Consider the following 22,882-nt stretch of genomic DNA (forward strand, 5'->3'; position numbering starts at 1 on the left):
GGAGCTCCTTCTCAGGGGGCAGGTCTCGGCAGCCCTACCCAGTGCGCGGGCGCGCAGACGTATACGGTGCCACAACGTGACCCTGGTCACATACCTTTCTTGCTACGGAAGTTGTTTCACGGGGGCCGTCCCGCCCCGGAAGAACGGGCTCCGGCCCTGCGGCTCCCGGGAAGATGTCCGTCACGGCGGACCCCGTCGGCGGCCGGTCCCCGGTAGGCCCCCTAGGGCCTCCACCCCCCGATTCGCGCAGGTTCCGCGAAGAATCCCCCGCCCGGTACCCGGCCCCGTTGACACCCCCGCCGCCGCAGTGGTGGGCTCGCTGCCACATGTGACGCGAGGGACCGCAAGGACCCCAGGGGCAGAGACAGGGGCAAGGCCCGTGCAGGTGCGGCGGAGGAAGGGCGTGACCGCCGTCGCGGTCGCCGTGATCGCGGGCGCGCTCGGCGGCGCGCCCGGCGCCCTCGCGAGCCCGGGGGCACCCGGCGGGCCCGGCGCCCCCGCCACCTCTCCGGACTCCCCGGACTCCCCGGGCTCCCCAGGCTCCCCAGGCTCCCCAGGCTCCCCAGGCTCCCCGGACGACGCCAGCAGGGGCGCGCCCAGGAGCGACTCCCGGCTGCCGTCCGTCTGGCCGCGCCCCCAGTCGATGAGCGCCTCGGGCAGCGCCGTCACGCTCGGCGACTACGTCGTGCTCGTCGTCCCCCGCGCCGAGCCGGGCCGCGCCGCCTCCTACTCCGGCCCCGCCATCGACCCGTACGCCCTGGAGGCCCTCCGCGCCCTCCTCCGCGATTCCGGCGCCCGGCACGTCACCGAGGTGCGCGACGGCGACCCGCTGCCCGCGGGCGGCCTCGTCGTCCGGGCCGGAGGGGCAGGCGCCGACCGGGCGCTGCGCTCGCTGGGCGCCCGTGAGCTCGGCGACCTGCCGAAGGGCGGATACCGGCTCGCCGTCGGACGCGTCGACGGGCGGGACACCGTCGCCCTCGCGGGCACCGGCGAGGACGGCCTCTTCCACGGCGTCCAGACCCTGCGACAGCTCACCGGCCCCGCGGCGGACCGCCCCCGTCCCCGCACCCTCCCCGGCGTACAGATCCGGGACTGGCCGGGCACCGCCGTGCGCGGCCTCACCGAGGGTTTCTACGGCACCCCATGGACCCGGGAGCAGCGCCTCGCCCAGCTCGACTTCATGGGCCGCACCAAGCAGAACCGGTACCTCTACGCCCCCGGCGACGACCCGTACCGCCAGGCCCGCTGGCGCGAGCCCTACCCCGCGGACCAGCGCGCCGACTTCCGTGCCCTGGCCAAGCGCGCCGAGGCCAACCACGTCACGCTCGCCTGGGCCGTCTCGCCCGGCCAGGCCATGTGCCTGTCGTCCGATCGGGACGTCAGGGACCTCACCCGCAAGCTCGACGCCATGTGGGCGCTCGGCGTGCGCGCCTTCCAGCTGCAGTTCCAGAACGTCAGCTACAGCGAATGGCACTGCGAGCAGGACGCCGAGACCTTCGGGTCGGGTCCGGAGGCCGCCGCGAAGGCGCAGGCCCGGGTGGCCGACGCGGTCGCCGCGCACCTGGCCGCGCGCCACCCCGGCGCCGGGCCGCTCTCCCTGATGCCGACGGAGTACTTCCAGGACGGGACGACGGAGTACCGCGCGGCCCTCTCGCACGCGCTGGACCGCCGCGTCGAGGTGGCGTGGACGGGCGTCGGCGTGGTGCCGAGGACCATCACGGGGCGCGAACTCGCGGGCGCCCGCCGGGCGTTCGGCCCGCACCCGCTGGTCACGATGGACAACTATCCCGTCAACGACTTCGCGCAGGACCGCATCTTCCTCGGCCCCTACACCGGCCGCGAGCCCGCCGTCGCCACCGGCTCGGCCGCCCTCCTCGGCAACGCCATGGAGCAGCCGTCCGCCTCCCGCATCCCCCTCTTCACGGCCGCCGACTACGCCTGGAACCCGCGCGCCTACCGCCCCCACGAGTCCTGGCTCGCCGCCATCGACGACCTCGCGGGCGGCGACCCGAAGGCGCGGGGCGCGCTGCGGGCCCTGGCGGGCAACGACGCCTCGTCCGTGCTCGGCGCCGACGAGTCCGCGTATCTGCGGCCGCTCATGCGCGACTTCTGGGACGCCCGTACGACGACGGACCGGGCCCGGAACGAGCGTGCGGCGAAGAGCCTGCGGGCCGCCTTCACCGTGATGCGGGAGGCGCCGCGCCGCCTGGCCGACAGCGAGCTCGACGCCGAGGTGCGCCCCTGGATCGAGCAGTTGGCGCGCTACGGCGAGGCGGGCGAGAGGGCGGTCGACCTGCTGGCCGCGCAGTCCACCGGTGACGGCGCGGCCGCCTGGCGGGGCTCGCGCGCCCTGACGAAGCTCCGCAAGGAGCTGCGGACCAGCGGCGTCACCGTCGGCGAGGGCGTCCTGGACCCGTTCCTCGCGCGTACGCAGAAGGCGTACGCCGCCTGGGCAGGGACCGATGGGAAGCGGGCCTCGCAGGGCGCGACGGCCCGGTTCGGCCGCGTCCGCCCGCTGACCGCGGTGACGGCGCTGACCGACCCCGGTACCGAGGGCACCGTCGAGGCGCACGTCCCCGGCGAGGGCTGGCGGCGGGTCGGCGCCCTCTCGGAGAGCGGCTTCACCGAGCTGGACCTCACGAAGCAGCACCACAAGGACCTGCGCGCCGACGCGATCCGCACCGCCCTCACAGACGGCACAGACAGCCCAGACGGCCCAGACAGCCCAGTCGGCGCCGTCCGCCACCTGGTCCCCTGGTTCGCCGACACCCCCGACGCCCGCCTCTCGCTGGCCCGCACCGAGGCCGACGCGGAGATCGGCGGGGGCCCGCTGCGCGTCTCGGCGAAGCTGCGCTCGCTGCGCCCCGGCGACGTCCGCGGCCGACTCCGGGCGAAGGCTCCCGGGGGCATCGAGGTGCGGGTCCCCGGGGAGTCGACGCTGCCGCGCGGCACGGAGGTCGACGTGCCCCTCGACATCACGGTCCCCGCGGGCACGCGCGCGGGAACGTACGACATCCCGGTGACCTTCGGCGACGAGACCCGCACGGTCTCGGTCCGTGCCTTCCCGCGCACCGCCGGGCCCGACCTGGCACGCGGCGCGAAGGCGTCGTCGTCGGGTGACGAGACGAAGGACTTCCCCGCGTCGGCGGCGGTCGACGGGGACCCGGAGTCCCGCTGGTCGTCCCCGGCCGAGGACGGCGCGTGGTGGCAGGTGGAGCTCGCGGAGCCGGTCAGGCTCGGCCAGGTGGTGCTGCGCTGGCAGGACGCGTACGCGGCGGGTTACCGCGTGCAGACGTCGGCCGACGGCAGGACCTGGCGCACGGCGGCGACCGTGCGGGACGGCGGGGGCGGCCGTGAGGCGGTCCGCATGGACGCGCGCGACACCCGCTTCGTCCGCGTGCAGGGCGACAGGCGGGCCACGCGTTTCGGCTACTCGCTCTGGTCCGTGGAGGCGTACGCGGTCGCCGACAAATAGCGACCGCCACACGCCCGTCGTACGCGTCCGCCGCACGCCTTCACATGCACCACTTCACGTACGACACCTCACGTACATCACTTCACGTACAACAAAGCCCGGATCGATTGCTAGGCAGAAATGCCGTCGATCCGGGCCATCGCGTCCTCCGCGCCGAACGGCTGCAAGTACGGCAGCCAGCGCGGATCCCTATGTCCGGTCCCGATGATGCGCCACGCGAGGCCCGATGGCGGCGCGGGCTTGTGCCTCAGCCGCCAGCCGAGCTCCATGAGGTGCCGGTCGGCCTTGACGTGGTTGCAGCGGCGGCAGGAAGCCACCACGTTGTCCCAGGCGTGCTGGCCGCCTCGGCTCTTCGGAATGACGTGGTCGACGCTGGTTGCGACGCCACCGCAGTACATGCACCGACCGCCGTCGCGGGCGAACAGCGCCCGCCTGGTCAGCGGAACAGGCCCCCGGTAAGGGACCCGGACGAACCGCTTGAGGCGGACCACGCTGGGTGCGGGGACGGTGCGCGTTGCGCTGTGCATGAAGGCGCCGGATTCCTCGAGGCAGAGAGCCTTGTTCTCCAGGACGAGGACGAGCGCGCGGCGGAGCGGTACGACGCCGAGGGGCTCGTACGACGCGTTGAGGACCAGGACATGCGGCACGGATGCCTCCTTGTACGCCGGCGGCGCGTGGCTCGCGCCGGGACGATCTGCAGTCAGTCTCCCCTCATGCCTGGTCGTAGCGCCAGCATGTGCCCGTAACGGCCTTGAAGTGTTTTCGACCACAGCGGACGCGGTACGGGGACAGCACTCGGTTCTTCCTCGTTCTTCCCCGGTGAGCACCGTCTCTCCCTAGAACATGACAACGATCCACACACGATGCCCCGTTAGTGTGGTGGGTCTGCCCGGTTCCCCCGGTTCCGCTTAGATGGCGGTTCTTCGTTCGCCGGGCAGGCCGCGATACCTGGAGGTACCTGCCGTGTTCCTGTCCGTCCTGTCGGCAGCCGGACCGGACCCGGACGACCCGCAAAAGACCAAGCCGCCCACGCTCGAGGACGCTCAGGAGAGCGCCACGAACGCGGCGAGCTGGGTCGAGCAGAACTGGTCCACGTGGCTCGGCATCGGTCTGCGCATCGTGCTGATCGTCGCGATAGCGGTCGTCCTGCGCGTCCTGGTGCGCCGCGCCATCACCAAGCTCATAGACCGCATGAACCGCACGGCGCAGGCCGTGGACGGCACGGCGCTCGGCGGGCTCCTGGTGAACGTGGAGCGCCGCCGCCAGCGCTCGCAGGCCATCGGCTCGGTGCTGCGCTCGGTGGCCTCGTTCCTGATCCTCGGCACGGCCGGGCTGATGATCCTCGGCACCTTCGAGATCAACCTGGCGCCGCTGCTCGCCTCCGCGGGTGTGGCGGGCGTCGCGATCGGTTTCGGTGCGCGCAACCTCGTCACCGACTTCCTGTCCGGCGTCTTCATGATCCTCGAGGACCAGTACGGCGTGGGCGACTCGATCGACGCGGGCGTGGCCTCCGGCGAGGTCATAGAGGTCGGCCTGCGCGTCACGAAGCTGCGCGGCGACAACGGCGAGATCTGGTACGTCCGCAACGGCGAGGTCAAGCGCATCGGCAACCTCTCCCAGGGCTGGTCCACGGCGGGCGTCGACGTGACGGTCCGCCCTGACGAGGACCTGGAGAAGGTCAAATCCACCCTGGCGGAGGTCGGCGAGGCCATCGCGAAGGACGAGCCGTGGAACGAGCGGCTGTGGGGCCCGGTGGAGATCCTGGGCCTGGACAGCGTCCTCCTCGACTCGATGGTGGTCCGCGTCTCCGCGAAGACGATGCCGGGCAAGTCCCTGGGCGTGGAGCGGGAGCTGCGCTGGCGCATCAAGCGGGCGTTCGACGAGGCGGGCATCCGCATCGTGGGCGGCCTGCCGCTGGCGGCGGAGGAGGCGGCGCCCGACCCCTCGGCAGGCGTCTCGGCCCCCTCCGCCTACGCCTCGGCGACGTCCCCGCAGTCCCTGGCGGCGTCCCCGATACCGCCTCCGCCGCCGAACCTGGCGAAGTAGAGGTCTTTCTCGTCCTTACGTGAAGGGGGCACCCGGAGAATTCTTCCGGGCGCCCCCTTCACGTATGTATCTCATCGCCCTGTCATCCGAACCAGCTCACCTGGAGACCACCACGACCCGCTCTCCCCGCACATCGGTCAGGTAGCTGAGCATGAGCTTGCCTCGCGCTTCGGTACGCAGACCTGGACCGGGCCCGGTGTATGCGGCACCCTCCAGGAAGACCATGGATTCGCGGATGGCGATCTCGTTGGCCAGCCGCTCGGTTTCACCGCGTGCGATGTGCGGCAGCCCGTCCATCAGGTCGTCCTGGTAGTACTCCCAACTCCATTCAGCCACCCTCGACCTCGCGATGTGCAGCGCGCACGATGTCACCGGCTTCGCGTACCGCCCGGTCGCGCTCCTCGGAGTCAGGGCTGCTCAGTGCCTGCTCGGCGGTGTGCAGGCGCCGGGCCGTATCAGGGTGCCGCTCGATCTCGACCACGACGGCCCACTGCCGGTAGAACATCCGGATCGGGACGACGCTGTCCTCGTCCCCAGCACGTACGAATGCCTTCTGAAGGTCTTCGAAGAACTCGGGGAGCCGGGCAGGAGCAACTATCGCGACGGCCTGTCGCAGCGCGGGCAGCGTCAGCTCGGGCGCAGGGATGATCGGGCTGTCCCCGTCCACATGCGGCATGGTCATCGGTGACCGTCCCTTCTGCTCTTCCAGCACTCGTGCGGCACATGGCCACGCTAGCGCCATTCCAGTCGCCCCTTCGTGTCCATCGCCAGATCGCACACGACGCCACGAATCGCGCGGCCGCCCGGGACGTCCCACTCCGCGTACACCGTCTTCCCGGCGGCGCACGGCTCGCACCGCCAGCGGTCGGACAGCGCGCCCACCAGGAGCAGCCCGCGCCCGAACTGGTCCCCGCCCTCCGCCGCGCGCGGCTCCGGCAGGCGCTCGCCGCGCGGGTCGGTGACCTCAACGCGGAGGGCGTCGGCGGTGAGGGCGATCCGTACGCGGATGAGGCGGTCGCGGAGGCTGCCGTGGAGGAGGGCGTTGGTCATCAGCTCGGATACGACTAGGGCCGCGTCACCGGCGAGGGCGGAGTGCCCCCACTCCGTGACGAGGCGGGCGGCCCTGCGGCGGGCGAGGCCGACGCTGCGGGCCTGCGGGGTGTAGTCGAGACGGTCCTCCTGGAGTACGGCTGGCTGGGGCGCCGGGTCCGAGCGGGCTGGTTCGGCCATGGTGACGCGCACCTCCTTGTGCGGTCGGGGGCGACGGTGGCTCTGCCGTTCCCGCGGGTCCCTTGCAGGGGGCAGGACGGTGCGCTTCCGCGAAATCGCGCCGCTGGGTTAGCGGTTGAGCACTGAACGTAGCGGTCATAAAACTCTGAGAGCAATCAACTTCAGGAAGTTCTTCCTGAACGAGTGAAAGTCGCCATCGCATCGAGGGCAGTGGGACACACTGTGACCGTGATGCGATCAACTCAGCCCCGACAGGGACAGGTCTCAACTGTCCTGGCCCGCAGGCTCGGTGGAGAACTGCTCCGACTGCGCGATGCCGCAGGAAAGACCCAGCAGCAGGCCGCTGAGTCCATCAATGCGACCGGCACGAAGATCGTGAAGATGGAGCGAGGCTGGGTGCCGATGCGGGACCCAGACATCCGCGTGCTGTGCGAGTTCTACGGGTTGGAGGACTCCAAGTCCGTAACCCGACTCCTGGAGTTGGCAAAGCTCGATCGGGAGCGCCGGAAGGCCAAGGGGTGGTGGCGCACCATCTCACCCGACACCGACGTCATGGCCGAGTACATCGCGATGGAAGACGTCGCCAACCGCGTCCGCAGTTGGCAGTCATCGTTGATTCCCGGCCTGTTCCAGATCCCCGAGTACACCCGCGCGCTCTGCGTCAGCGAGGGATCCTGGGTCGATCCAGACGACATCGAACGTCGGGCCGTCGTCAAACAGAGACGTCAGGAACGGCTTTTGGGCGAGCGGCCTCTCCAGTTGTACGCGGTCATCTGGGAGGCCGCCCTGCGCCAACAGGTCGGCGGCCCCGCTGTCATGCAGGCCCAGTTGGAGCGCCTTCTGGAACTCGTTGAACTGCCGAACGTACGCCTGCAAGTGCTTCCGTTCCGTGCTGGCGCGCACCCATGCATCGCGGGGCCGTTCAGCATCATCTCCTTCGCGGAGGACGAGGCCCTTGATGTGGTCCAAAGTGACACCATCACGGGGATGGCCTGGGTGGAGGACGAGGTGGAGAGCAACACGTTCAGCGTCCTGTTCGACCGTACGTCCCGGCTTGGCCTGGCCCCACGCGACTCCATCACGCTTATCGACAGCATCCGTAAGGGAATGTGAACCGTGCCCGATTTCGACTTCGCAAAGTCCAGCTACAGCACAGACACGCACGAGTGCGTAGAAGTCGCCTGCAACGTGCCCGGAACTGTGGCCATCCGCGATTCCAAGGACCCGTCCCCCGACACCCCGATACTCCGCCTGGCCCCGGCGGCCTGGACACGCTTCACGGGGTCACTGCGCTGAAGCCGGTTCGGGCGACGCTGACGCGCTCAGGGACAACGCCTCCCGCACGGAGGGCTGCCCCTGGGTCTCTGGAGGAGCGCGGACCCGACGCACCAGGGTGGAATCCGTGGCTCAGCCACGCCTCTGAGTATGACCAGCTCAGAACAGGCAGGACGAGCAAGGAGAAAACCATGAAGTCGTGGCGTACTCGTATCGGTGTCAGCCTCGCTGTCGGCGCGGCGGCAATCGCCATTCCGCTGACCAGCACCACCGCCTTCGCCGCCGACCCGCCCGGCGCGGGCTGGGTCCCCATCGGCGCCGAGGCCTACCCCTCGAAGGCGGCGTGCGAGGCGTCGGAGCTTCCGATGGCTCATGACGCCGGGTACAACGAGGTGTGGTGCGACGACAGCAAGCACATCATGCCCATCTACTACCGCTGACATCGCTGACATCGCACCGAGAAGGACCACTGCCCCTGGCGCACCGCGCCGGGGGCAGCAGGCGACGGCAACGCGGGGCCCCGACCTCACCGGTCCGACCGCCGGCCTGTACTGGGCAGTGCGGCCCCGCATCGTCGGCGAAGCTTGACGGTCGGCGGCTTCGGTGGGCCTGCGCCGTTTGGCCACCGGGGCCGCCCGGCTTTTCCGGAGTGTGGCGGTTCCGGGCCGGAAGTAAAGGGCGCTCCTGCGTCGCGTCGGCTGCGCCGATTCCGCTGCGCTCCACCCTTGACTCCCGCCCCTGCACCGCACGTGAACTTTGACCCGGACGGCCAGGGGTGGGGGCTACGGGTCCGGCTGGGATGGGTCATCCCCTCGCGCTGCCGGGTGCGGACCGGCCCAACGTGAGTCACCCTCACCGCACGCGTGCGGCCTCGCCGCTCGGGTCATCGGCTTTCGCGGCCGGGTGCGGTCCGGCCCATCGTGCGTGGCTCTCACGGTTTGGGGTGGGTCAGCCGCTCTCGTTGCCGGGTGCGGTCCGGCCCATCGTGCCTCGCCGTCACCGTCGCGGTGTGGGTGTGGGTGTGGGTGTGGGTGCGGGTGTGGGTGCGGGTGTGGGTGCGGGTGTGGGTGTGGGTGCGGCATGGCGTGCGGGCGGCGACCGCCCCGCCCCAAGCGCCACCAGCCCCGGGCCCCGAGCCCCGGGCCCTCCGGCACCTACTTGGGAAAAGTTGCGAACCGACCCGCCGCGCGCCCCCTTCCCACACCCCGCGCGCCGTCCCGCCCACCACTCATCTCCCGCATCCGGCAGGGCAAGCCCGCATGCGCGGGGGTCGCATGGGGCTTGGATGGGGGGCGCGCGGCGATCCCCTTCGCAACTTTCCCAAAGTAGGTGCCGGAGGGGGCGGCCCGACCCAACCACCCGCTCCCACACCCCCCACGCCTCCTACACCTCGCGCATCCGGCAGGGGACGCCCGCATGCGCGGGGGCGCATCCGGCAGGGGTGGGGGCGCGCGGGGAATCCCTTCGCAACTTTCCAAAAGTAGGTGACGGAGAGGGGGCAGCCCTCGGCCGGGCACAGCGCATCGACTGTCGCTCTCGCCCACGATGGGCCGGTCCGCACCCGGCAACGAGAGCGGCTGACCCACCCCAAACCGTGAGAGCGACGCACGATGGGCCGGACCGCACCCGGCCGCGCGAGCGGATGGCCCGAGCGGCGAGGCCGCGCGGCTGGCCCAGCCGCGACCGTGGCGGCCGCCCACGATGGACCGGTCCGCACCCGGCGATGAAAGGTGATGACCCATCCCAGCCGGACCCGTAGCCCCCACCCCTGGCCGTCCGGGTCAAGGTCTGCGTGCGGTGGAGGGGCGGGAGTCAAGGGTGGAGCGCAGCGGAATCGGCGCAGCCGACGCGACCGAAGAGAGCGCCCTTTACTCCCGGCCCGGAACCGCCACACTCCGCAAAAAACCGGGCGGCCCCGGTGGCCAAACGGCGCAGGCCCACACCAACTCCCTTGCCTCACATCGGACTACCGCCAGGGTGAGGCACGGGCCTGACTCGGCACTACCCCTGCTCGTACGAGGCGTCGGCACCGGGTAGGGAGACACGCCTCGTCTCTGGGTCAAGATCCGCCGAGTCACGGAACTGTCCCAGCGCGCGGTGACAGAGAACGAGTGCCGAGCGGCTACCGGAACCACCGGCCCAGACCATCGGCCAACCACTCCAGAGCGGCATGGCGAACCCGCGTTCGACCCCCATTTCCCGGGCTGGACGGCACAGAAGCGGGATGCGGAAAGGGCACCGCACTAGCCCGATCCCGCCCGTCGGCTGCGCGCGCCGACCTCGGCTGGCCTGTAACAGGAGTGTCTTAGGCAGAAGTTGAGCGGAACGGTTCGCCAGGTCCGGGCTGTCCTGGTGGTCAGTAACGCTCGCTCGTACCGCCTGGTGCCGAGCAGCCCGGCACCACCACCAACCAACACTGAGGGAAAACCACGATGCGCGTTCGCAAGCTCACCACCTTCGCCGCCCTGGCCGTCGCCGCGAGCCTCTCGCTCACGGCCTGCAACGGCGACGACGTCGCGAGCGGCGACTCGGCCTCGGACTCCTCCGCATCCTCGAGCGGTGGTTCGGACCAGGGTGGCTCGAACGACACCGCGGGCAAGGACTCCGGCGGCCAGAAGCCCGGCCCTGCGGGCAAGGACTCCGCGGGCTCCGGTTCCGGCTCCGGTCAGAGCGGCAAGGGCGGCAAGTGCCGCACCGACGACCTGGACATCACCGCGTCGGACAGCACCATCGACGGCGACACCGACGGCTCCATCGCGGTGACGTTCAAGAACGGCGGCGCGGACTGCGGCCTGTCCGGCTTCGCGGGCGTCGACCTGAAGACCAGCGCGGGCGACCTCTCCGCCACGCGCTCGGGCCAGGGCGCCAGCCCGATGACCCTCAAGAGCGGCGAGTCGGTCTCCTTCAGCGTCGGCTACCCGGTCAACGACTCGGGCGGCTCCGGTGTCAAGGTCACCAGCCTCGTCGTGACCCCGCCCGGTGAGACGAAGTCGTTCTCCATGGCGTGGCCGGGCTCCGGCAGCCTCCCCGTCACCGACGGTTCCGGCTCCTCGGTCAAGGTCTTCCCGATCGGCAGCGCGGGCCAGGGCGGCGCCCAGTAACCCCTTGTCCTCCCCCTACGCCCGCGACTGGCCCAGGTCAGTCGCGGGCGTAGTAGTACCCCTCCCCGTGGGAGGGGCCCACGTTGTGCTGGATCCCGCTGCCGTTGATGGTGAAGTACGAGGGGTCCAACGTCGGGTAGCAGGTGGGCGGACGGCTGCCCACGAACGTCGCCGTGCCTACGTTGATCCGGCTCCCCTGACTCCCGGACGACGTCACCTTCGCCGCGTACGTGCACTCGGCCTGCTTCTCCATGCTCAGCCGTACGGCACCGCTGCGGGAGATCGTCACCGAGTCGGGCTGCCCGATGTTGAAGTCGCCGCCGAACTTCCAGGACCCCGTGAAGAACGTGGGCACAACGCCGCCGCCCCCGTTGCCTGATCCCGCCGAGCCGCCGTCACCCGTACCCGAACCGGAACCGGAACCGGAGCCGGAGTCGCCGTCGGACGAGTCCCCGGGCGACGTGCCGGAGCCGCTGTCCTTGGAGCCGTCCGAGTCATCGGAGTCCTTGCCTCCGCCGCTGTCCGCCCCGTTCGCGCCGTCCGCGCCGTCCGCGCCCTCCTTCCCGTCGTCGCCCTTCTTGTCCTTCTTCCCCTTGTCCTCGTCCTTGTCGCCGTCCTTGGGCTTGCCATCCTTCGACGGTGAACCCCCGGGAGACCGCGACGCGTTCGGGCCCGGCGTCACCGGCGCGCTGCTCGACGGCGGCGACGCACCGTCGTCGCTGTCGCCGCTGAACGGCTGCAGCACCGCGACCGTGCCACCGCCGACGGAGATCACGGCCACGACCGGGAGCGCGATCACGAGGGGGCGGCGACGCCGGTTCCGCTCCCCGGTGGGAGCACTGCCTGCCGACCCGCCCGTCACCGCTGCCACCTCGGCGACTCCTGCCCCCGCCCGCAGCCGCGCCGTCTCCCGGTCGACCGACTCGGCGACCGGCGCCGCCTCCCGCACCGGCGCCGAAGCCTCCGCGTCCAGGAGCCGTGCCGCCTGCTGGGCGAGGCGCGTGACGACGTCCGCGGGCAGCCACGACGCCTTGGCCGAGAGCGGGCGCGCGCCCTCCGCCGCCGCCAACAGCTCGTCCAGGTTCGCGCGTTCGTCCACCTCCTTGGCGAGGCAGCGGGCTATGAGCGCCCGCAGGCCGTCGTCGGCCACCGCGTTGAGGTCGGGCTCGGCCTCGACGATCTGGTACATGACCGCGTGCTGGTTGCTGGCGCCGCGTCCGAAGGGCAGCGCGCCCGTCGCGGCGTACGTCAGGACGCAACCCAGCGTGAACACATCGCTCTTGGGGCCCGCGCTCTGGCCCCGGATCTGCTCGGGCGCCATGAAGCCGGGCGAACCGATGACCATGCCGGTGCTGGTGAGGAGCGACTCGACGGAGGTCTGCATCGCGCGGGCGATGCCGAAGTCGATGACGCGCGGGCCCTCGACAGTCAGCATCACGTTGGACGGCTTGAGGTCGCGGTGGACGATTCCTGCCGAGTGGATGTCCTTGAGCGCGTGCAGGAGTCCGTCGGCGAGTGTGAGGACGGACGTCGCGGGCAGCGGGCCGTGGCCGCGTACGACTTGTTCGAGGGAGAGCCCGGGGACGTATCCCGTGGCGACCCAGGGCAGGTCGGCGTCCGGGTCCGCGTCGAGCACGGGCGCCGTGTAGCGCTCGCCGACGCGTCGCGCGGCGTCGATCTCGCGCCGGAAACGGGCCCTGAACTGGGCGTCCGAGACGTGTTCCTCGTGCACGACCTTCACCGCGACGGTGCGGCCGCTCTCAGAGCGGGCGAGGTAGACCCGCCCCATGCCGCCCGCGCCGAGCCTGCCGAGCAGCAGATAGGGCCCGAACCGGGCGGGGTCCGCCGCGGTCAGCGGCTTGATGCCGCCGTCGAGGCTCTCGTCCCCGCCGTCAAGGTTCTCGTCGCCGTCATCGAGGCTCCCGTTCCCGTCCCCGGTCTCACTGGTCATGGTGGTTGGTCCCCCGGTCGTCCCGCTGGTCGTTCGAACAGACGTGAGGATAGGCGGTGTCGATCTCTCGACCACCCCCGCGGACACCCACCCAAGTGCACCCCGTGCAACACCCCACCCCCACAGGTAACGACTTGGTTGCCGGGGAAGCATCCGCTATTGACGCCCCATTCACGCCAGCCGTACGGTCCTCACCAATTGGAAAGTTTCCTAACAGTTAGCGGCTGTCGATGACGGCGACCGTCGGCGGTGGCCGTCGACGTACAGGCAGCGAGAGGCAGGTGTCGGCATGGCAGCAGGCAGCACCCCCGGAACTCCGGGCGCCCCGGGAACCCCGGGAACCCCAAGCGTCCTGCGCGCCATGAACGACCGCGCCGTGCTCGACCTGCTTGTCGCCCACGGCCCCCTCACCCGCACCCGCATCGGCGAGCTGACCGGCCTGTCGAAGCCCACCACCTCACAGCTCCTCGGCCGACTCGAAGCGGCCGCTCTCGTGCACACCACCGGCAGCCTCAGCGGCCGCCCGGGCCCCAACGCCCTGCTGTACGAGATCAACCCGGGCGCGGGCCACGTCGCCGCACTCTCCGCCGACCCCACCGGCATCACCGCCCTCGTCGCCGACATCACCGGCACCGTCCTCGGCAGGGAGCGCGTCGAGGCGGACGCCGTCGCCGAGGACGTCCGGCACCGCACCGCGCAGCTGGTCGCGGAAGCCGTCGACGGGGCGCTCCGCCAGGCGGGCCTCGGCCACGACGACCTGCGGGCGGCGGTGATCGGCACCCCCGGCGCCATCGACCCGCACACCGGCCAGCTGCGGTACGCCCCGCACCTGCCGGGCTGGCACTCGCGGACGCTGCGCGACGACCTCGCCGCCGTCCTCGGCACGCCCGTCGCCATCGAGAACGACGTCAACCTGGCCGCGGTCGCCGAGCAGTACGAGGGTGCCGCCCAGGACTTCGACAACTACGTGCTGACCTGGCTCGACGAAGGCGTGGGCGCCGCCATCGTGCTCGGTGGCACCCTGCTGCGCGGCGCCACCGGCGGTGCGGGCGAGATCGGGTACATGCCGCTGCCGGGCGCCCCGCTGGTGCGCGGCGGCTCCGCGGGCAGCGGCTCGGCGAGCGGCGGCGGTGACGGCGGCTTCGAGAGCCTGGTCTCCGCATACGTCGTGCGCGAACTCGCCGGCGGCGGCGCGACGTTGGCCGAGGTCATGGCCGACGACGCCGCCCTCGACGAGGTCGCCCGGCGCATCGCCACCGGAATTGCCGCGGTCGTCGCCGTCGTCGACCCCGAACTCGTCGTGCTGTCCGGAGCCGTCGCCCAGGCCGGTGGCGACAAGCTGCGGGTCCGCGTCGAGGAGGAACTCACCGGGCTCGCGCTGCCCCGGCCGCAGATCCGCATCAGCGAGCTCGACGGCGACCCCATCCTCACCGGCGCCCTGCGCTCGGCCCTCACCCAGGCCCGCGACCAGGTCTTCGACACGGCCTGACCTCGCCCCTCTCACTGCCCCGCAAGCAACCGCCCCTCCCCCGAAAAGGAAGTCCGCCATGCCGCGATGGCGCATGCCCATCTGCGCGTCCGCGGCGCTCGCCGCAGCCGGTCTGTTGCTCTCCGGCTGTGCCAACCCGAGCGTCGGCAGCGCGAACGACGACCCGAAGGCGCCGGTCACCCTGAAGTTCTGGCACGGCTGGTCGACGCCCGGCGAGGTCAAGGCCGTCAACGACAGCATCGACCGGTTCGAGGAACTGCACCCGAACATCAAGGTCAAGGCCACCGGGAACGTCTCGGACGAGACCGTCAACCAGGCCCTGCGGGCGGGCGGCGACAAGGCCCCGGACGTGGTGTCGTCCTTCACCACCAACAACGTCGGGCAGTACTGCGAGTCCGGCATGTGGGCGAACCTCGACCCGTTCATGAAGAAGACCGGCCTCGACAAGAAGAAGGTCTTCCCCAAGACGCTGCTCGACTACACGAGTTACCGCGGCAGCCAATGCGCCCTTCCGCTGCTCGCCGACGCCTACGGCATGTACTACAACAAGGACGCCTACCGGGAGGCGGGCATCGAGCGCCCGCCGCGCACCATGACCGAGTTCAAGGAGGTCGCCAAGAAGCTGACCGTGCGCAGCGGCAAGGACTCGTACAAGCGGGTCGGGTTCATGCCCAACTTCCGCTTCTACCAGAACAGTCCGGACCGCCTCTTCGCGCAGTGGGGTCCCGGATACTTCGACGCCAAGGGCGACGCGCGGCTCGCCGACGATCCCTCGACGTACAAGTTCTTCAAGACCGCCGAGCAACTCTCCGACGCTCAGGGCGGGTTCGACGACCTGGAGAGGTTCCGGCTGACCTTCGGCGACGAGATGTCCAGCCAGAACGCCTTCCTGACCGGCAAGGTCGCCATGCACCTGGACGGCGAGTGGCGCGGCCTGATGCTGGACGAGGCGAAGGCGAAGTTCGACTGGGGCGTCGCCCCGCTGCCCGTCCCCGACGACCAGGCCGATACGTACGGACGCGGCTTCATCACCGGCACCGTCGCCGGGATCGCGCACAGCAGCAAGCACCAGAACGCCGCCTGGGAGCTGGTGCGGTTCCTGACCGCGGACACCGACCAGGTCGTGCACTTCGCGAACGACATCCACAACGTGCCCTCCACGTTCGCGGCGCTCAAGTCGCCCAAGCTGGACGCCGATCCGACCTTCCGGACCTTCTTCGACATCCTGGAGAACAAGCACAGCAAGGCCCTGCCGCCCTCGGTCAACGGTGGCGCCTACGTGGTCTCGCTACAGGACTTCTCGTACTCCGTCGAGGCCGGGCGCGTGGGTGATCTGCGCAAGGGCCTGAAGAAGCTCGACGAACAGATCGACGCCGACACCCTCCAGTCGAAGAGCTGAAGAGCTGAGGACCCCGACCCATGGCACTGTCCCTCTCCAACCCCGCGCGCCGCCGACTGCGCACGCTCGGGTTCCTGTCCCCCTGGCTGGTCGGCTTCAGCGTCTTCTTCGCGTACCCGCTGATCGCCACCGTCTACTTCTCGTTCATGCACTACAACCAGATCAAGGAGCCCACCTTCGTGGGCCTCAGGAACTGGCACTACGTGTTCGAGCAGATGCCCCTGTTCGGGCCCGCCCTGCGGAACACCCTCTGGCTCGTCGTGATCATGGTGGCCGTGCGGGTGGTCTTCGGGCTCTCGCTCGGGCTGCTGATCACGAAGATCAAGACGGGGGCGGGGTTCTTCCGCACCGCCTTCTACCTGCCGTACCTCGCGCCGCCGGTGGCCGCCACCGTCGCCTTCGTCTTCCTGCTCAACCCGGGCTCGGGCCCCGTGAACGAGATCCTCGGCTCCATCGGCATCTCCGGGCCCAACTGGTTCAACGACCCGGACACCGCCAAGCCCTCGCTGGTGCTGCTCTCCCTGTGGGGCATCGGCGACCTGATGGTGATCTTCATGGCCGCGCTACTCGACGTACCGAAGGAGCAGTACGAGGCCGCCGAGCTGGACGGCGCGGGCCCGTTCGCCAAGTTCCGCTACGTCACCTGGCCCTCGATCACGCCGATCGTGATGTTCGCGGTGGTCACCGGCGTCGTGCAGACCATGCAGTACTACACACAGGCCCTGGTCGCGGGGAAGGTCGCATCCGGCGTCAACATCGGCCCCGGCTCGGTCATCCAGCCCGGCTACCCGGACCACTCGACCCTCACGGTCCCCCAGCTCGTCTACCAGATGGGCTTCCAGAACTTCAACACCGGTGCCGCGTGCGTGCTTTCGCTCGTGCTCTTCGCCATCGCCATGGCCGTGACGATGCTCCTGATGCGCAAGCGCTCCGGGCTGCTCTCGGCGGAGGACTGAGGACTTCGATGACATCCACGACTCTCAGCGCGCCCGCGTCGGCGTCGACGCCCGAACGGACCTCCCCGAACCGGGGCCCCGCCGCCGCCCGCGCCCGCCGCAAGCGGATCCTGCACTGGATCGCCGTGCACAGCATCGCGATAGCCGTCGCGCTGCTCTTCGTCCTGCCGTTCGTCTTCGTCTTCCTGACGTCGGTGATGAGCGACTCGCAGGCCATGAGCGGCGACCTGTGGCCCGACTCCTGGCACTGGTCGAACTACAAGGCCGTGTTCGAGACGCCGGGCTTCCTCGACTGGTGGCGCAACTCGCTCATGTACGCGGGGCTCGGCACCCTCTTCACGGTCTGCTCGGCGATCCCCGTGGCGTACGCGCTCGCCAAGTTCCGCTTCCGCGGCAGGCGTACCGCGATGCTGCTCGTCATCTCGACGATGATGCTGCCGCCGCAGGTCATCGTGATCCCGATGTACCTGGTGTGGGCTCAGCAGTTCCATCTGTCGGGCACCTTGTGGCCGCTGATCATTCCGATGGCGTTCGGTGACGCGTACTCGATCTTCCTGCTGCGGCAGTTCCTCCTCACCATCCCCAAGGAGTACATCGAGTCGGCGAAGGTCGACGGCTGCGGTGAATTCCGCACCATGGTGAAGATCGTGGTGCCCATGGCCAAGCCCGGCATCACCGCCATCGCGCTCTTCCAGTTCTTCTACTGCTGGAACGACTACTTCGGTCCACAGATCTACGCGGCACAGAACCCCGGCGCCTGGACGCTGAGTTACGGCCTGGAGTCGTTCAAGAGCGCCCACAGCGTCAACTGGAACATGACCATGGCCGCGACGCTGCTCGTCATGGCCCCCGTCATCATCATCTTCTTCTTCGCACAAAAGGCCTTCGTCGAAGGCGTCACCCTCACCGGAGTAAAGGGCTGAGAACCGATATGAAGCTCGCAGTGGTCGGCGGAGGGTCGACCTACACACCCGAACTCATCGATGGATTCGCACGGTTGAGGGACTCCCTGCCGATCGAGGAGCTGGTCCTCGTGGACCCGGCCGCCGACCGACTGGAGCTGGTGGGCGGCCTCGCGCGGCGCATCTTCGCCAAGCAGGGGCACCCGGGCCGCATCGTCACCACGTCCGACGTGGACGCGGGCGTCGCGGACGCCGACGCCGTGCTGCTCCAGCTGCGCGTCGGCGGACAGGCCGCCCGCAACCAGGACGAGACGTGGCCGCTGGAGTGCGGCTGCGTCGGCCAGGAGACCACCGGCGCGGGCGGTCTGGCGAAGGCGCTGCGCACGGTGCCCGTCGTCCTCGACATCGCCGAGCGCGTGCGCAGGACCAACCCGAACGCCTGGATCATCGACTTCACCAACCCCGTGGGCATCGTCACGCGGGCGCTGCTGCAGGCCGGACACAAGGCCGTCGGGCTGTGCAACGTGGCGATCGGCTTCCAGCGGAAGTTCGCGAAGCTGCTCGACGTCGCCCCCGGCGATGTGCACCTGGACCACGTCGGCCTCAACCACCTGACGTGGGAGACCGGCGTACGTCTCGGGGGCCCCGAGGGCGCCGACATCCTGCCGAAGCTGCTCGCCGAGCACGGCGACGCGGTCGCGGAGGATCTGCGCATGCCGCGCGCCATCGTCGACCGGCTCGGCGTCGTCCCCTCGTACTACCTGCGCTACTACTACCAGCACGACGCCGTCGTCGAGGAGCTCCGGACCAAGCCGTCCCGGGCCGCCGAAGTCGCCGAGATGGAGAAGCAGTTGCTGGAGATGTACGGCGACCCGGCGCTCGACGAGAAGCCGGAGCTGCTCGCCAAGCGCGGCGGCGCCTTCTACTCGGAGGCGGCCGTGGACCTGGCGGCCTCGCTGCTCGGCAACGGCGGCAGCCCCTACCAGGTGGTGAACACCGTCAACAACGGCACGCTGCCGTTCCTGCCCGACGACGCGGTCATCGAGGTGCAGGCCGCGGTGGACGGCTCGGGCGCGCGGCCCCTGTCCGTGCCGAAGCTCGACCCGCTGTACGCCGGGCTCATCGCGAACGTCACCGCCTACGAGGACCTGGCGCTGCGGGCGGCCGTGCACGGGGGCCGTGAGCGTGTCTTCAAGGCGCTGCTCGCCCACCCGCTGATCGGGCAGTACGCGTACGCCGAGCAGCTCACCGACAGCCTCGTCGCTCACAACCGGGAGCACCTGGCGTGGGCGTAGGCACGAGCGTGCTCGCCATCGACGCGGGCAACAGCAAGACCGACGTCGCGGTGGTCGCGGCCGACGGACGCGTCGTCGGCACGGCCCGCGGCGGCGGGTTCCAACCGCCCCAGGTCGGCGTGGAGACCGCGGTGGACATCCTGGCGGAGGCCGTGACGCGGGCCCTCGCGGAGGCGGGCGCCGACTCCGTCGGGCACGTGTCCGCCTGCCTCGCCAACGCCGATCTCCCGGTGGAGGAGCGGGAGTTGGCGGATGCCCTGCACCGGCGCGCGTGGGGGCCTTCGGTCGACGTGCGCAACGACACCTTCGCGATCCTGCGCGCCGGACTCCGGGAGGACGCGGAGCCGCGCGGTGTCGCCGTGGTGTGCGGCGCGGGCATCAACTGCGTCGGCATGCTCCCGGACGGACGCACCGCCCGCTTCCCCGCCATCGGCCGGATCTCCGGCGACTGGGGCGGGGGCGGCGGCCTCGCCGAGGAGGCCCTGTGGCACGCGGCGCGCGCCGAGGACGGCCGCGGCCCCGCGACCGCGCTGCGCGAGACGCTGCCCGCCCACTTCGGCCTGGCGTCGATGTACGCGCTGATCGAGGCGCTGCACCTGGGCCGGGTGGCGACGGTCCGGCGGCACGAGCTGACCCCGGTCCTGTTCGCCACCGCTGCCGCGGGGGACGCCGTGGCCAGGTCTGTGGTGGACCGGATGGCCGACGAGGTCGTGGCCATGGCGACCGTGGCCCTGGACCGGCTCGACCTGCTCGACGAGGAGGCCCCGGTGCTGCTCGGCGGCAGCGTCCTCGCCGCGCGCCACCCGCAACTGGACGACCGCGTGCGGGAGTTGCTGGCCGAGCGGGCGCCCAAGGCGGTGCCGCAGGTGGTCGCCGCACGTCCCGTGCTCGGCGCGGCACTCCTGGGCCTCGACCAGGTGACGGCCCCGGCCGGGGTGCACGCGCGCGTGCGGGCGCATTACGAGGGCGGCGCGAGCACGAACTGACCGCTTCCCGCCCGCGCCGTGTGCGCGGGCGGGAACCGAACACCTCCCAATCTCGTGTTCAAGGGCAGGGATCCGTACAAGATCGAGTCAAGGCCTGTGCGGATGTCGGTCCCTGCGGCAATACTTGCGGCCGTGTACTTCTTCCCGCTCCGCACGCGCCGGGCGGAGACCAGCGTCCGATGACCGAGGGGGAGGTCGAGGCAAGGTGACACATCCGCCGAACGGCGGCTCGGTGCCTCCGGGACCGCCGGGGCAGGCACCGGCCGCGCCCGCGCAGGCTCCGGAGCGGCCCGCGCCGACGATGCCCACCGTGCCGCCCCAGGTGCCCGGCACCCCGGCCGCACCGCCCGCCGCTGCCAGCGCCACCGCACGCCGCACCGCCTGGTCCGAGGGTGTCGACCGGCTGCGCGCCGCGGCGACCACGGAGCCGGGCAGGCTGCGCATCATCGGTGCCGTACTGGCCTTGCTCGTCGTCGCGTTCGGCGGGATCACCACCTGGCAGATGACGGAGCGCTCGGCCGCCGCGGACGACGTGCTGCACCGCAGCCAGCCGCTGAGCGCCGACGCGGCAGCCATCTACCGCTCGCTGGCCGACGCCAACACCGCCGCGTCCAGCGGCTTCCTCGCGGGCGGCCAGGAACCGGCCGCAGTCCGCGCGCGCTACGAACGCGACATCAAGCGGGCCTCGGAGAAGCTGGCGACCGCCGCGTCGAACGCGGGCTCGGACTCGTCGTCGGCGGCCTCCGTCGGCGAGCTGAACAAGCTCCTGCCCGAGTACACGGGCCTGATCGAGCGCGCCCGCGCCAACAACCGCCAGGGCCTGCCGCTGGGCGGCGCCTATCTGCGGTACGCGAACGACAAGATGCAGACGAAGATGCTCCCGGCCGCCGAGAAGCTCTACAAGGCGGAGAACGAACGGCTCAGCGACGACTACGGCAACGCGAAGCCGTACCCCTGGTTCGCCATCGCCCTCGGCGTCCTCGCGCTCGGCGCGCTCGGCTGGGCCCAGCACCGCAACTACCGCCGTACGAACCGGGTGTTCAACCACGGCCTGGTCGCCGCGACCGCGGCAGGCACGGTCGTGCTGCTCTGGCTCGTGGTCGGCCACACCTTCGCCCGCTCGGGGCTCAACGACTCGTACGACAACGGCGTGCGCTCGCTGAACGTCCTCAACGACGCCCGCATCAGCTCCCTGAAGGCCCGCGGCAACGAGAACCTGACGCTGGTCAGCAGGGGCGCCGAGACCACCGAGGTGGACGGCGAGTCGGAGGACAAGTTCGACGTCGCCTACCGCGCGCAGATGAAGCAGCTGGGCGACGCCGAGAGCGGCCTGCTCGGCAAGGCGGCCGCCCTCGCCAACGACGACGCGGGCGGGAACCCGGTCGCCGAGGCCGTGAAGAACGTGGGCGTCTGGAAGGACCGCCACAAGGTGGCCCGCTCCAGCGACGACTCCGGTGACTACCAGGGCGCGCTGGACAAGGTGATCGGCGCCAAGAGCGACCAGCCGACCGGCGAGTGCTTCGACAACGTGGACGCGGCCCTGGACCAGGCCCTGGCCCACGAGCAGCGCGAGTTCAAGCAGGCGGCCGAGGACGGCAGGGGTGCCATGAGCGGCCTCGCCATCGGTGCCGCCGTCCTCGCGGTCCTCGCCGCGGCGGGCGCGGTGCTCGGCATCGGACACAGGCTTTCGGAGTACCGGTGATGGGGTCAGAGGTGAGAGGAGGCGCGCAGACGATGCGGACGCGACGCGGCACTGCCGGACTGCGCGGCTGGGGCGGTGTGGGCGCGATGGGTCTCGCCTGCGCCCTGGCGGGATCGCTCGTCCTGGTCCTGCCGGACCGGGGCGACAAGGGGAACGACGGCGTGACGCAGGGCGGCCCCGGCTCCACGGTGGCCGCGCCCGCGCGTGCGGACGCCGACGACTGCAACGACCGCAGCCTGAGCCCCTCGCCCGAGGACGGCCCGACGATCGAGCAGATCAAGAACCGCAAGGTCAAGAAGCTGATCGTCGGCGTCGACCAGAACAGCTACCGCTGGGGCTACCGCGACCCGAACAAGAAGGGCGGCGAGCTGGAGGGCTTCGACATCGACCTCGCGCGCGAGATCGCCGAGGAGATCTTCGGCGACCGCGACGCCGTCGTCTTCCGCGCCATACCCACCAACCAGCGCATCCCCGCGATCCAGAGCGGCCAGGTCGACATGGTCGTCCGCACGATGACGGTCAACTGCGAGCGCCTGAAGGACGTCGACTTCTCCACGGGGTACTTCGAGACGGGCCAGCAGCTGCTCGCCCCGAAGAAGTCCGACATCACGGGGTACGGCCCGTCGATCACCGGCAAGAAGATCTGCACCGCCTCCGGCTCCATCGCCGAGGAGGAGCTCAAGAAGAAGAACTACTCCGCCGACATCACCACGACCGTGCCCAACCAGCTCGACTGCCTGGTCCGGCTGCAGCTCGGCGAGGTGGACGCCGTGGTGACCGACAGCGCCCTCGCCGCGGGCCAGGCCGCACAGGACCCGACGGTCGAGCTGAAGGGCGACGAGCCGTTCACCACCGAGCACTACGCCGTGGCGATGAAGAAGGGATCGGACGATTTGGTCCGCCGGGTCAACAAGGTCCTCGACGACTACCGCAAGGACGGCGGCTGGCAGAAGTCCTACGACAAGTGGCTGAAGGAAGGCCTCGGCAAGTCCTCGGGCCCCCCGGCCGCGGAGTACCGGGACTGACCGGGAGCCGACAACCGACCTGGTACCACTGGAGAGTTACGACTGGGGTT

19 protein-coding genes are annotated in these 22,882 nt (G+C 70.8%); 14 read left to right on the forward strand and 5 right to left on the reverse strand.

Features of this window, described 5'->3' with window-relative positions; all coding sequences use genetic code 11:
• Positions 1-403 precede the first annotated feature (403 nt).
• Entirely contained in the window at positions 404-3,475 is a 3,072-nt protein-coding gene (locus AC068B_RS03965; protein ID WP_478668813.1) for a beta-N-acetylglucosaminidase domain-containing protein, read from the forward strand.
• 110 nt (positions 3,476-3,585) lie between these two features.
• Here AC068B_RS03965 and AC068B_RS03970 read toward each other — a convergent pair whose 3' ends face one another.
• Entirely contained in the window at positions 3,586-4,122 is a 537-nt protein-coding gene (locus AC068B_RS03970; RefSeq protein ID WP_306335859.1) for an HNH endonuclease, read from the reverse strand.
• Between the two features lie 265 nt (positions 4,123-4,387).
• Between AC068B_RS03970 and AC068B_RS03975 the strand changes: the two genes are divergently transcribed.
• Complete coding sequence (locus tag AC068B_RS03975; protein WP_478668814.1) at positions 4,388-5,521, forward strand: mechanosensitive ion channel family protein; 1,134 nt, start codon at positions 4,388-4,390, stop codon at positions 5,519-5,521.
• Between the two features lie 96 nt (positions 5,522-5,617).
• On the opposite strand, the gene AC068B_RS03980 is transcribed toward AC068B_RS03975, so the two are convergent.
• From AC068B_RS03980 to AC068B_RS03990, 3 genes are read right to left on the reverse strand one after another with little or no spacing between them, the layout of a single operon-like run.
• Complete coding sequence (locus AC068B_RS03980) at positions 5,618-5,857, reverse strand: hypothetical protein (RefSeq protein ID WP_478668816.1); 240 nt, start codon at positions 5,855-5,857, stop codon at positions 5,618-5,620.
• Positions 5,850-6,203: a hypothetical protein gene (locus tag AC068B_RS03985; RefSeq protein WP_478668817.1), complete on the reverse strand. Its 354-nt coding sequence runs from the start codon at positions 6,201-6,203 to the stop codon at positions 5,850-5,852. Before AC068B_RS03985 ends, AC068B_RS03980 begins: the two co-directional genes overlap by 8 nt.
• A 50-nt stretch (positions 6,204-6,253) precedes the next feature.
• Positions 6,254-6,751, reverse strand: coding sequence for an ATP-binding protein (locus tag AC068B_RS03990; RefSeq protein ID WP_478668818.1), 498 nt, complete (start codon positions 6,749-6,751; stop codon positions 6,254-6,256).
• Between the two features lie 231 nt (positions 6,752-6,982).
• Here AC068B_RS03990 and AC068B_RS03995 point away from each other — a divergent pair, with 231 nt between their 5' ends.
• From AC068B_RS03995 to AC068B_RS04010, 4 genes are all read left to right on the forward strand, one after another.
• Positions 6,983-7,864: a helix-turn-helix domain-containing protein gene (locus tag AC068B_RS03995; RefSeq protein ID WP_478669241.1), complete on the forward strand. Its 882-nt coding sequence runs from the start codon at positions 6,983-6,985 to the stop codon at positions 7,862-7,864.
• A 3-nt stretch (positions 7,865-7,867) separates the two neighbouring features.
• Positions 7,868-8,047 carry a DUF397 domain-containing protein gene (locus AC068B_RS04000; RefSeq protein ID WP_478668820.1) on the forward strand — a complete coding sequence of 60 codons (180 nt, stop codon included), beginning with the start codon at positions 7,868-7,870 and terminating at the stop codon, positions 8,045-8,047.
• Between the two features lie 170 nt (positions 8,048-8,217).
• Complete coding sequence (locus AC068B_RS04005) at positions 8,218-8,466, forward strand: hypothetical protein (RefSeq protein WP_478668821.1); 249 nt, start codon at positions 8,218-8,220, stop codon at positions 8,464-8,466.
• Positions 8,467-10,458: 1,992 nt separating this feature from the next.
• Positions 10,459-11,127 (forward strand): DUF4232 domain-containing protein, encoded by a 669-nt coding sequence (locus AC068B_RS04010; protein ID WP_478668822.1) that lies wholly within the window; start codon positions 10,459-10,461, stop codon positions 11,125-11,127.
• Between the two features lie 37 nt (positions 11,128-11,164).
• On the opposite strand, the gene AC068B_RS04015 is transcribed toward AC068B_RS04010, so the two are convergent.
• A complete protein-coding gene (locus tag AC068B_RS04015) occupies positions 11,165-13,078 on the reverse strand; it encodes a serine/threonine-protein kinase (protein ID WP_478668824.1) in 1,914 nt (637 codons plus the stop codon).
• A 289-nt stretch (positions 13,079-13,367) separates the two neighbouring features.
• Between AC068B_RS04015 and AC068B_RS04020 the strand changes: the two genes are divergently transcribed.
• From AC068B_RS04020 to AC068B_RS04055, 8 genes are all read left to right on the forward strand, one after another.
• Positions 13,368-14,567 carry an ROK family transcriptional regulator gene (locus AC068B_RS04020; protein WP_478668825.1) on the forward strand — a complete coding sequence of 400 codons (1,200 nt, stop codon included), beginning with the start codon at positions 13,368-13,370 and terminating at the stop codon, positions 14,565-14,567.
• A 58-nt stretch (positions 14,568-14,625) separates the two neighbouring features.
• Positions 14,626-15,966 carry an ABC transporter substrate-binding protein gene (locus AC068B_RS04025; protein ID WP_478668827.1) on the forward strand — a complete coding sequence of 447 codons (1,341 nt, stop codon included), beginning with the start codon at positions 14,626-14,628 and terminating at the stop codon, positions 15,964-15,966.
• Between the two features lie 20 nt (positions 15,967-15,986).
• Positions 15,987-16,922 (forward strand): carbohydrate ABC transporter permease, encoded by a 936-nt coding sequence (locus AC068B_RS04030; RefSeq protein WP_356268703.1) that lies wholly within the window; start codon positions 15,987-15,989, stop codon positions 16,920-16,922.
• A gap of 8 nt (positions 16,923-16,930) precedes the next feature.
• Positions 16,931-17,845: a carbohydrate ABC transporter permease gene (locus tag AC068B_RS04035; protein ID WP_356268702.1), complete on the forward strand. Its 915-nt coding sequence runs from the start codon at positions 16,931-16,933 to the stop codon at positions 17,843-17,845.
• Positions 17,846-17,853: 8 nt separating this feature from the next.
• A complete protein-coding gene (locus tag AC068B_RS04040; protein WP_478668829.1) occupies positions 17,854-19,119 on the forward strand; it encodes a 6-phospho-beta-glucosidase in 1,266 nt (421 codons plus the stop codon).
• Entirely contained in the window at positions 19,110-20,105 is a 996-nt protein-coding gene (locus AC068B_RS04045; protein WP_478668830.1) for an N-acetylglucosamine kinase, read from the forward strand. Before AC068B_RS04040 ends, AC068B_RS04045 begins: the two co-directional genes overlap by 10 nt.
• Before the next feature lie 205 nt (positions 20,106-20,310).
• Positions 20,311-21,807, forward strand: a complete 1,497-nt coding sequence (locus AC068B_RS04050; protein WP_478668832.1) for a hypothetical protein — start codon at positions 20,311-20,313, stop codon at positions 21,805-21,807.
• Between the two features lie 32 nt (positions 21,808-21,839).
• A complete protein-coding gene (locus AC068B_RS04055) occupies positions 21,840-22,832 on the forward strand; it encodes a glutamate ABC transporter substrate-binding protein (RefSeq protein ID WP_478668833.1) in 993 nt (330 codons plus the stop codon).
• Positions 22,833-22,882 lie beyond the last annotated feature (50 nt).

The organism is Streptomyces sp. NPDC042371 (assembly GCF_056437465.1).

Coding starts and splice junctions, on each gene's coding strand:
- AC068B_RS04020 (WP_478668825.1), top strand. CDS start 13,368: ATGGCAGCAGGCAGCACCCCCGGAACTCCGGGCGCCCCGGGAACCCCG.
- AC068B_RS04055 (WP_478668833.1), top strand. CDS start 21,840: ATGCGGACGCGACGCGGCACTGCCGGACTGCGCGGCTGGGGCGGTGTG.
- AC068B_RS04005 (WP_478668821.1), top strand. CDS start 8,218: ATGAAGTCGTGGCGTACTCGTATCGGTGTCAGCCTCGCTGTCGGCGCG.
- AC068B_RS04025 (WP_478668827.1), top strand. CDS start 14,626: ATGCCGCGATGGCGCATGCCCATCTGCGCGTCCGCGGCGCTCGCCGCA.
- AC068B_RS03975 (WP_478668814.1), top strand. CDS start 4,388: ATGGCGGTTCTTCGTTCGCCGGGCAGGCCGCGATACCTGGAGGTACCT.
- AC068B_RS03990 (WP_478668818.1), bottom strand. CDS start 6,751: ATGGCCGAACCAGCCCGCTCGGACCCGGCGCCCCAGCCAGCCGTACTC.
- AC068B_RS04015 (WP_478668824.1), bottom strand. CDS start 13,078: ATGACCAGTGAGACCGGGGACGGGAACGGGAGCCTCGATGACGGCGAC.
- AC068B_RS03985 (WP_478668817.1), bottom strand. CDS start 6,203: ATGACCATGCCGCATGTGGACGGGGACAGCCCGATCATCCCTGCGCCC.
- AC068B_RS03995 (WP_478669241.1), top strand. CDS start 6,983: ATGCGATCAACTCAGCCCCGACAGGGACAGGTCTCAACTGTCCTGGCC.
- AC068B_RS04035 (WP_356268702.1), top strand. CDS start 16,931: ATGACATCCACGACTCTCAGCGCGCCCGCGTCGGCGTCGACGCCCGAA.
- AC068B_RS04010 (WP_478668822.1), top strand. CDS start 10,459: ATGCGCGTTCGCAAGCTCACCACCTTCGCCGCCCTGGCCGTCGCCGCG.
- AC068B_RS04030 (WP_356268703.1), top strand. CDS start 15,987: ATGGCACTGTCCCTCTCCAACCCCGCGCGCCGCCGACTGCGCACGCTC.
- AC068B_RS04040 (WP_478668829.1), top strand. CDS start 17,854: ATGAAGCTCGCAGTGGTCGGCGGAGGGTCGACCTACACACCCGAACTC.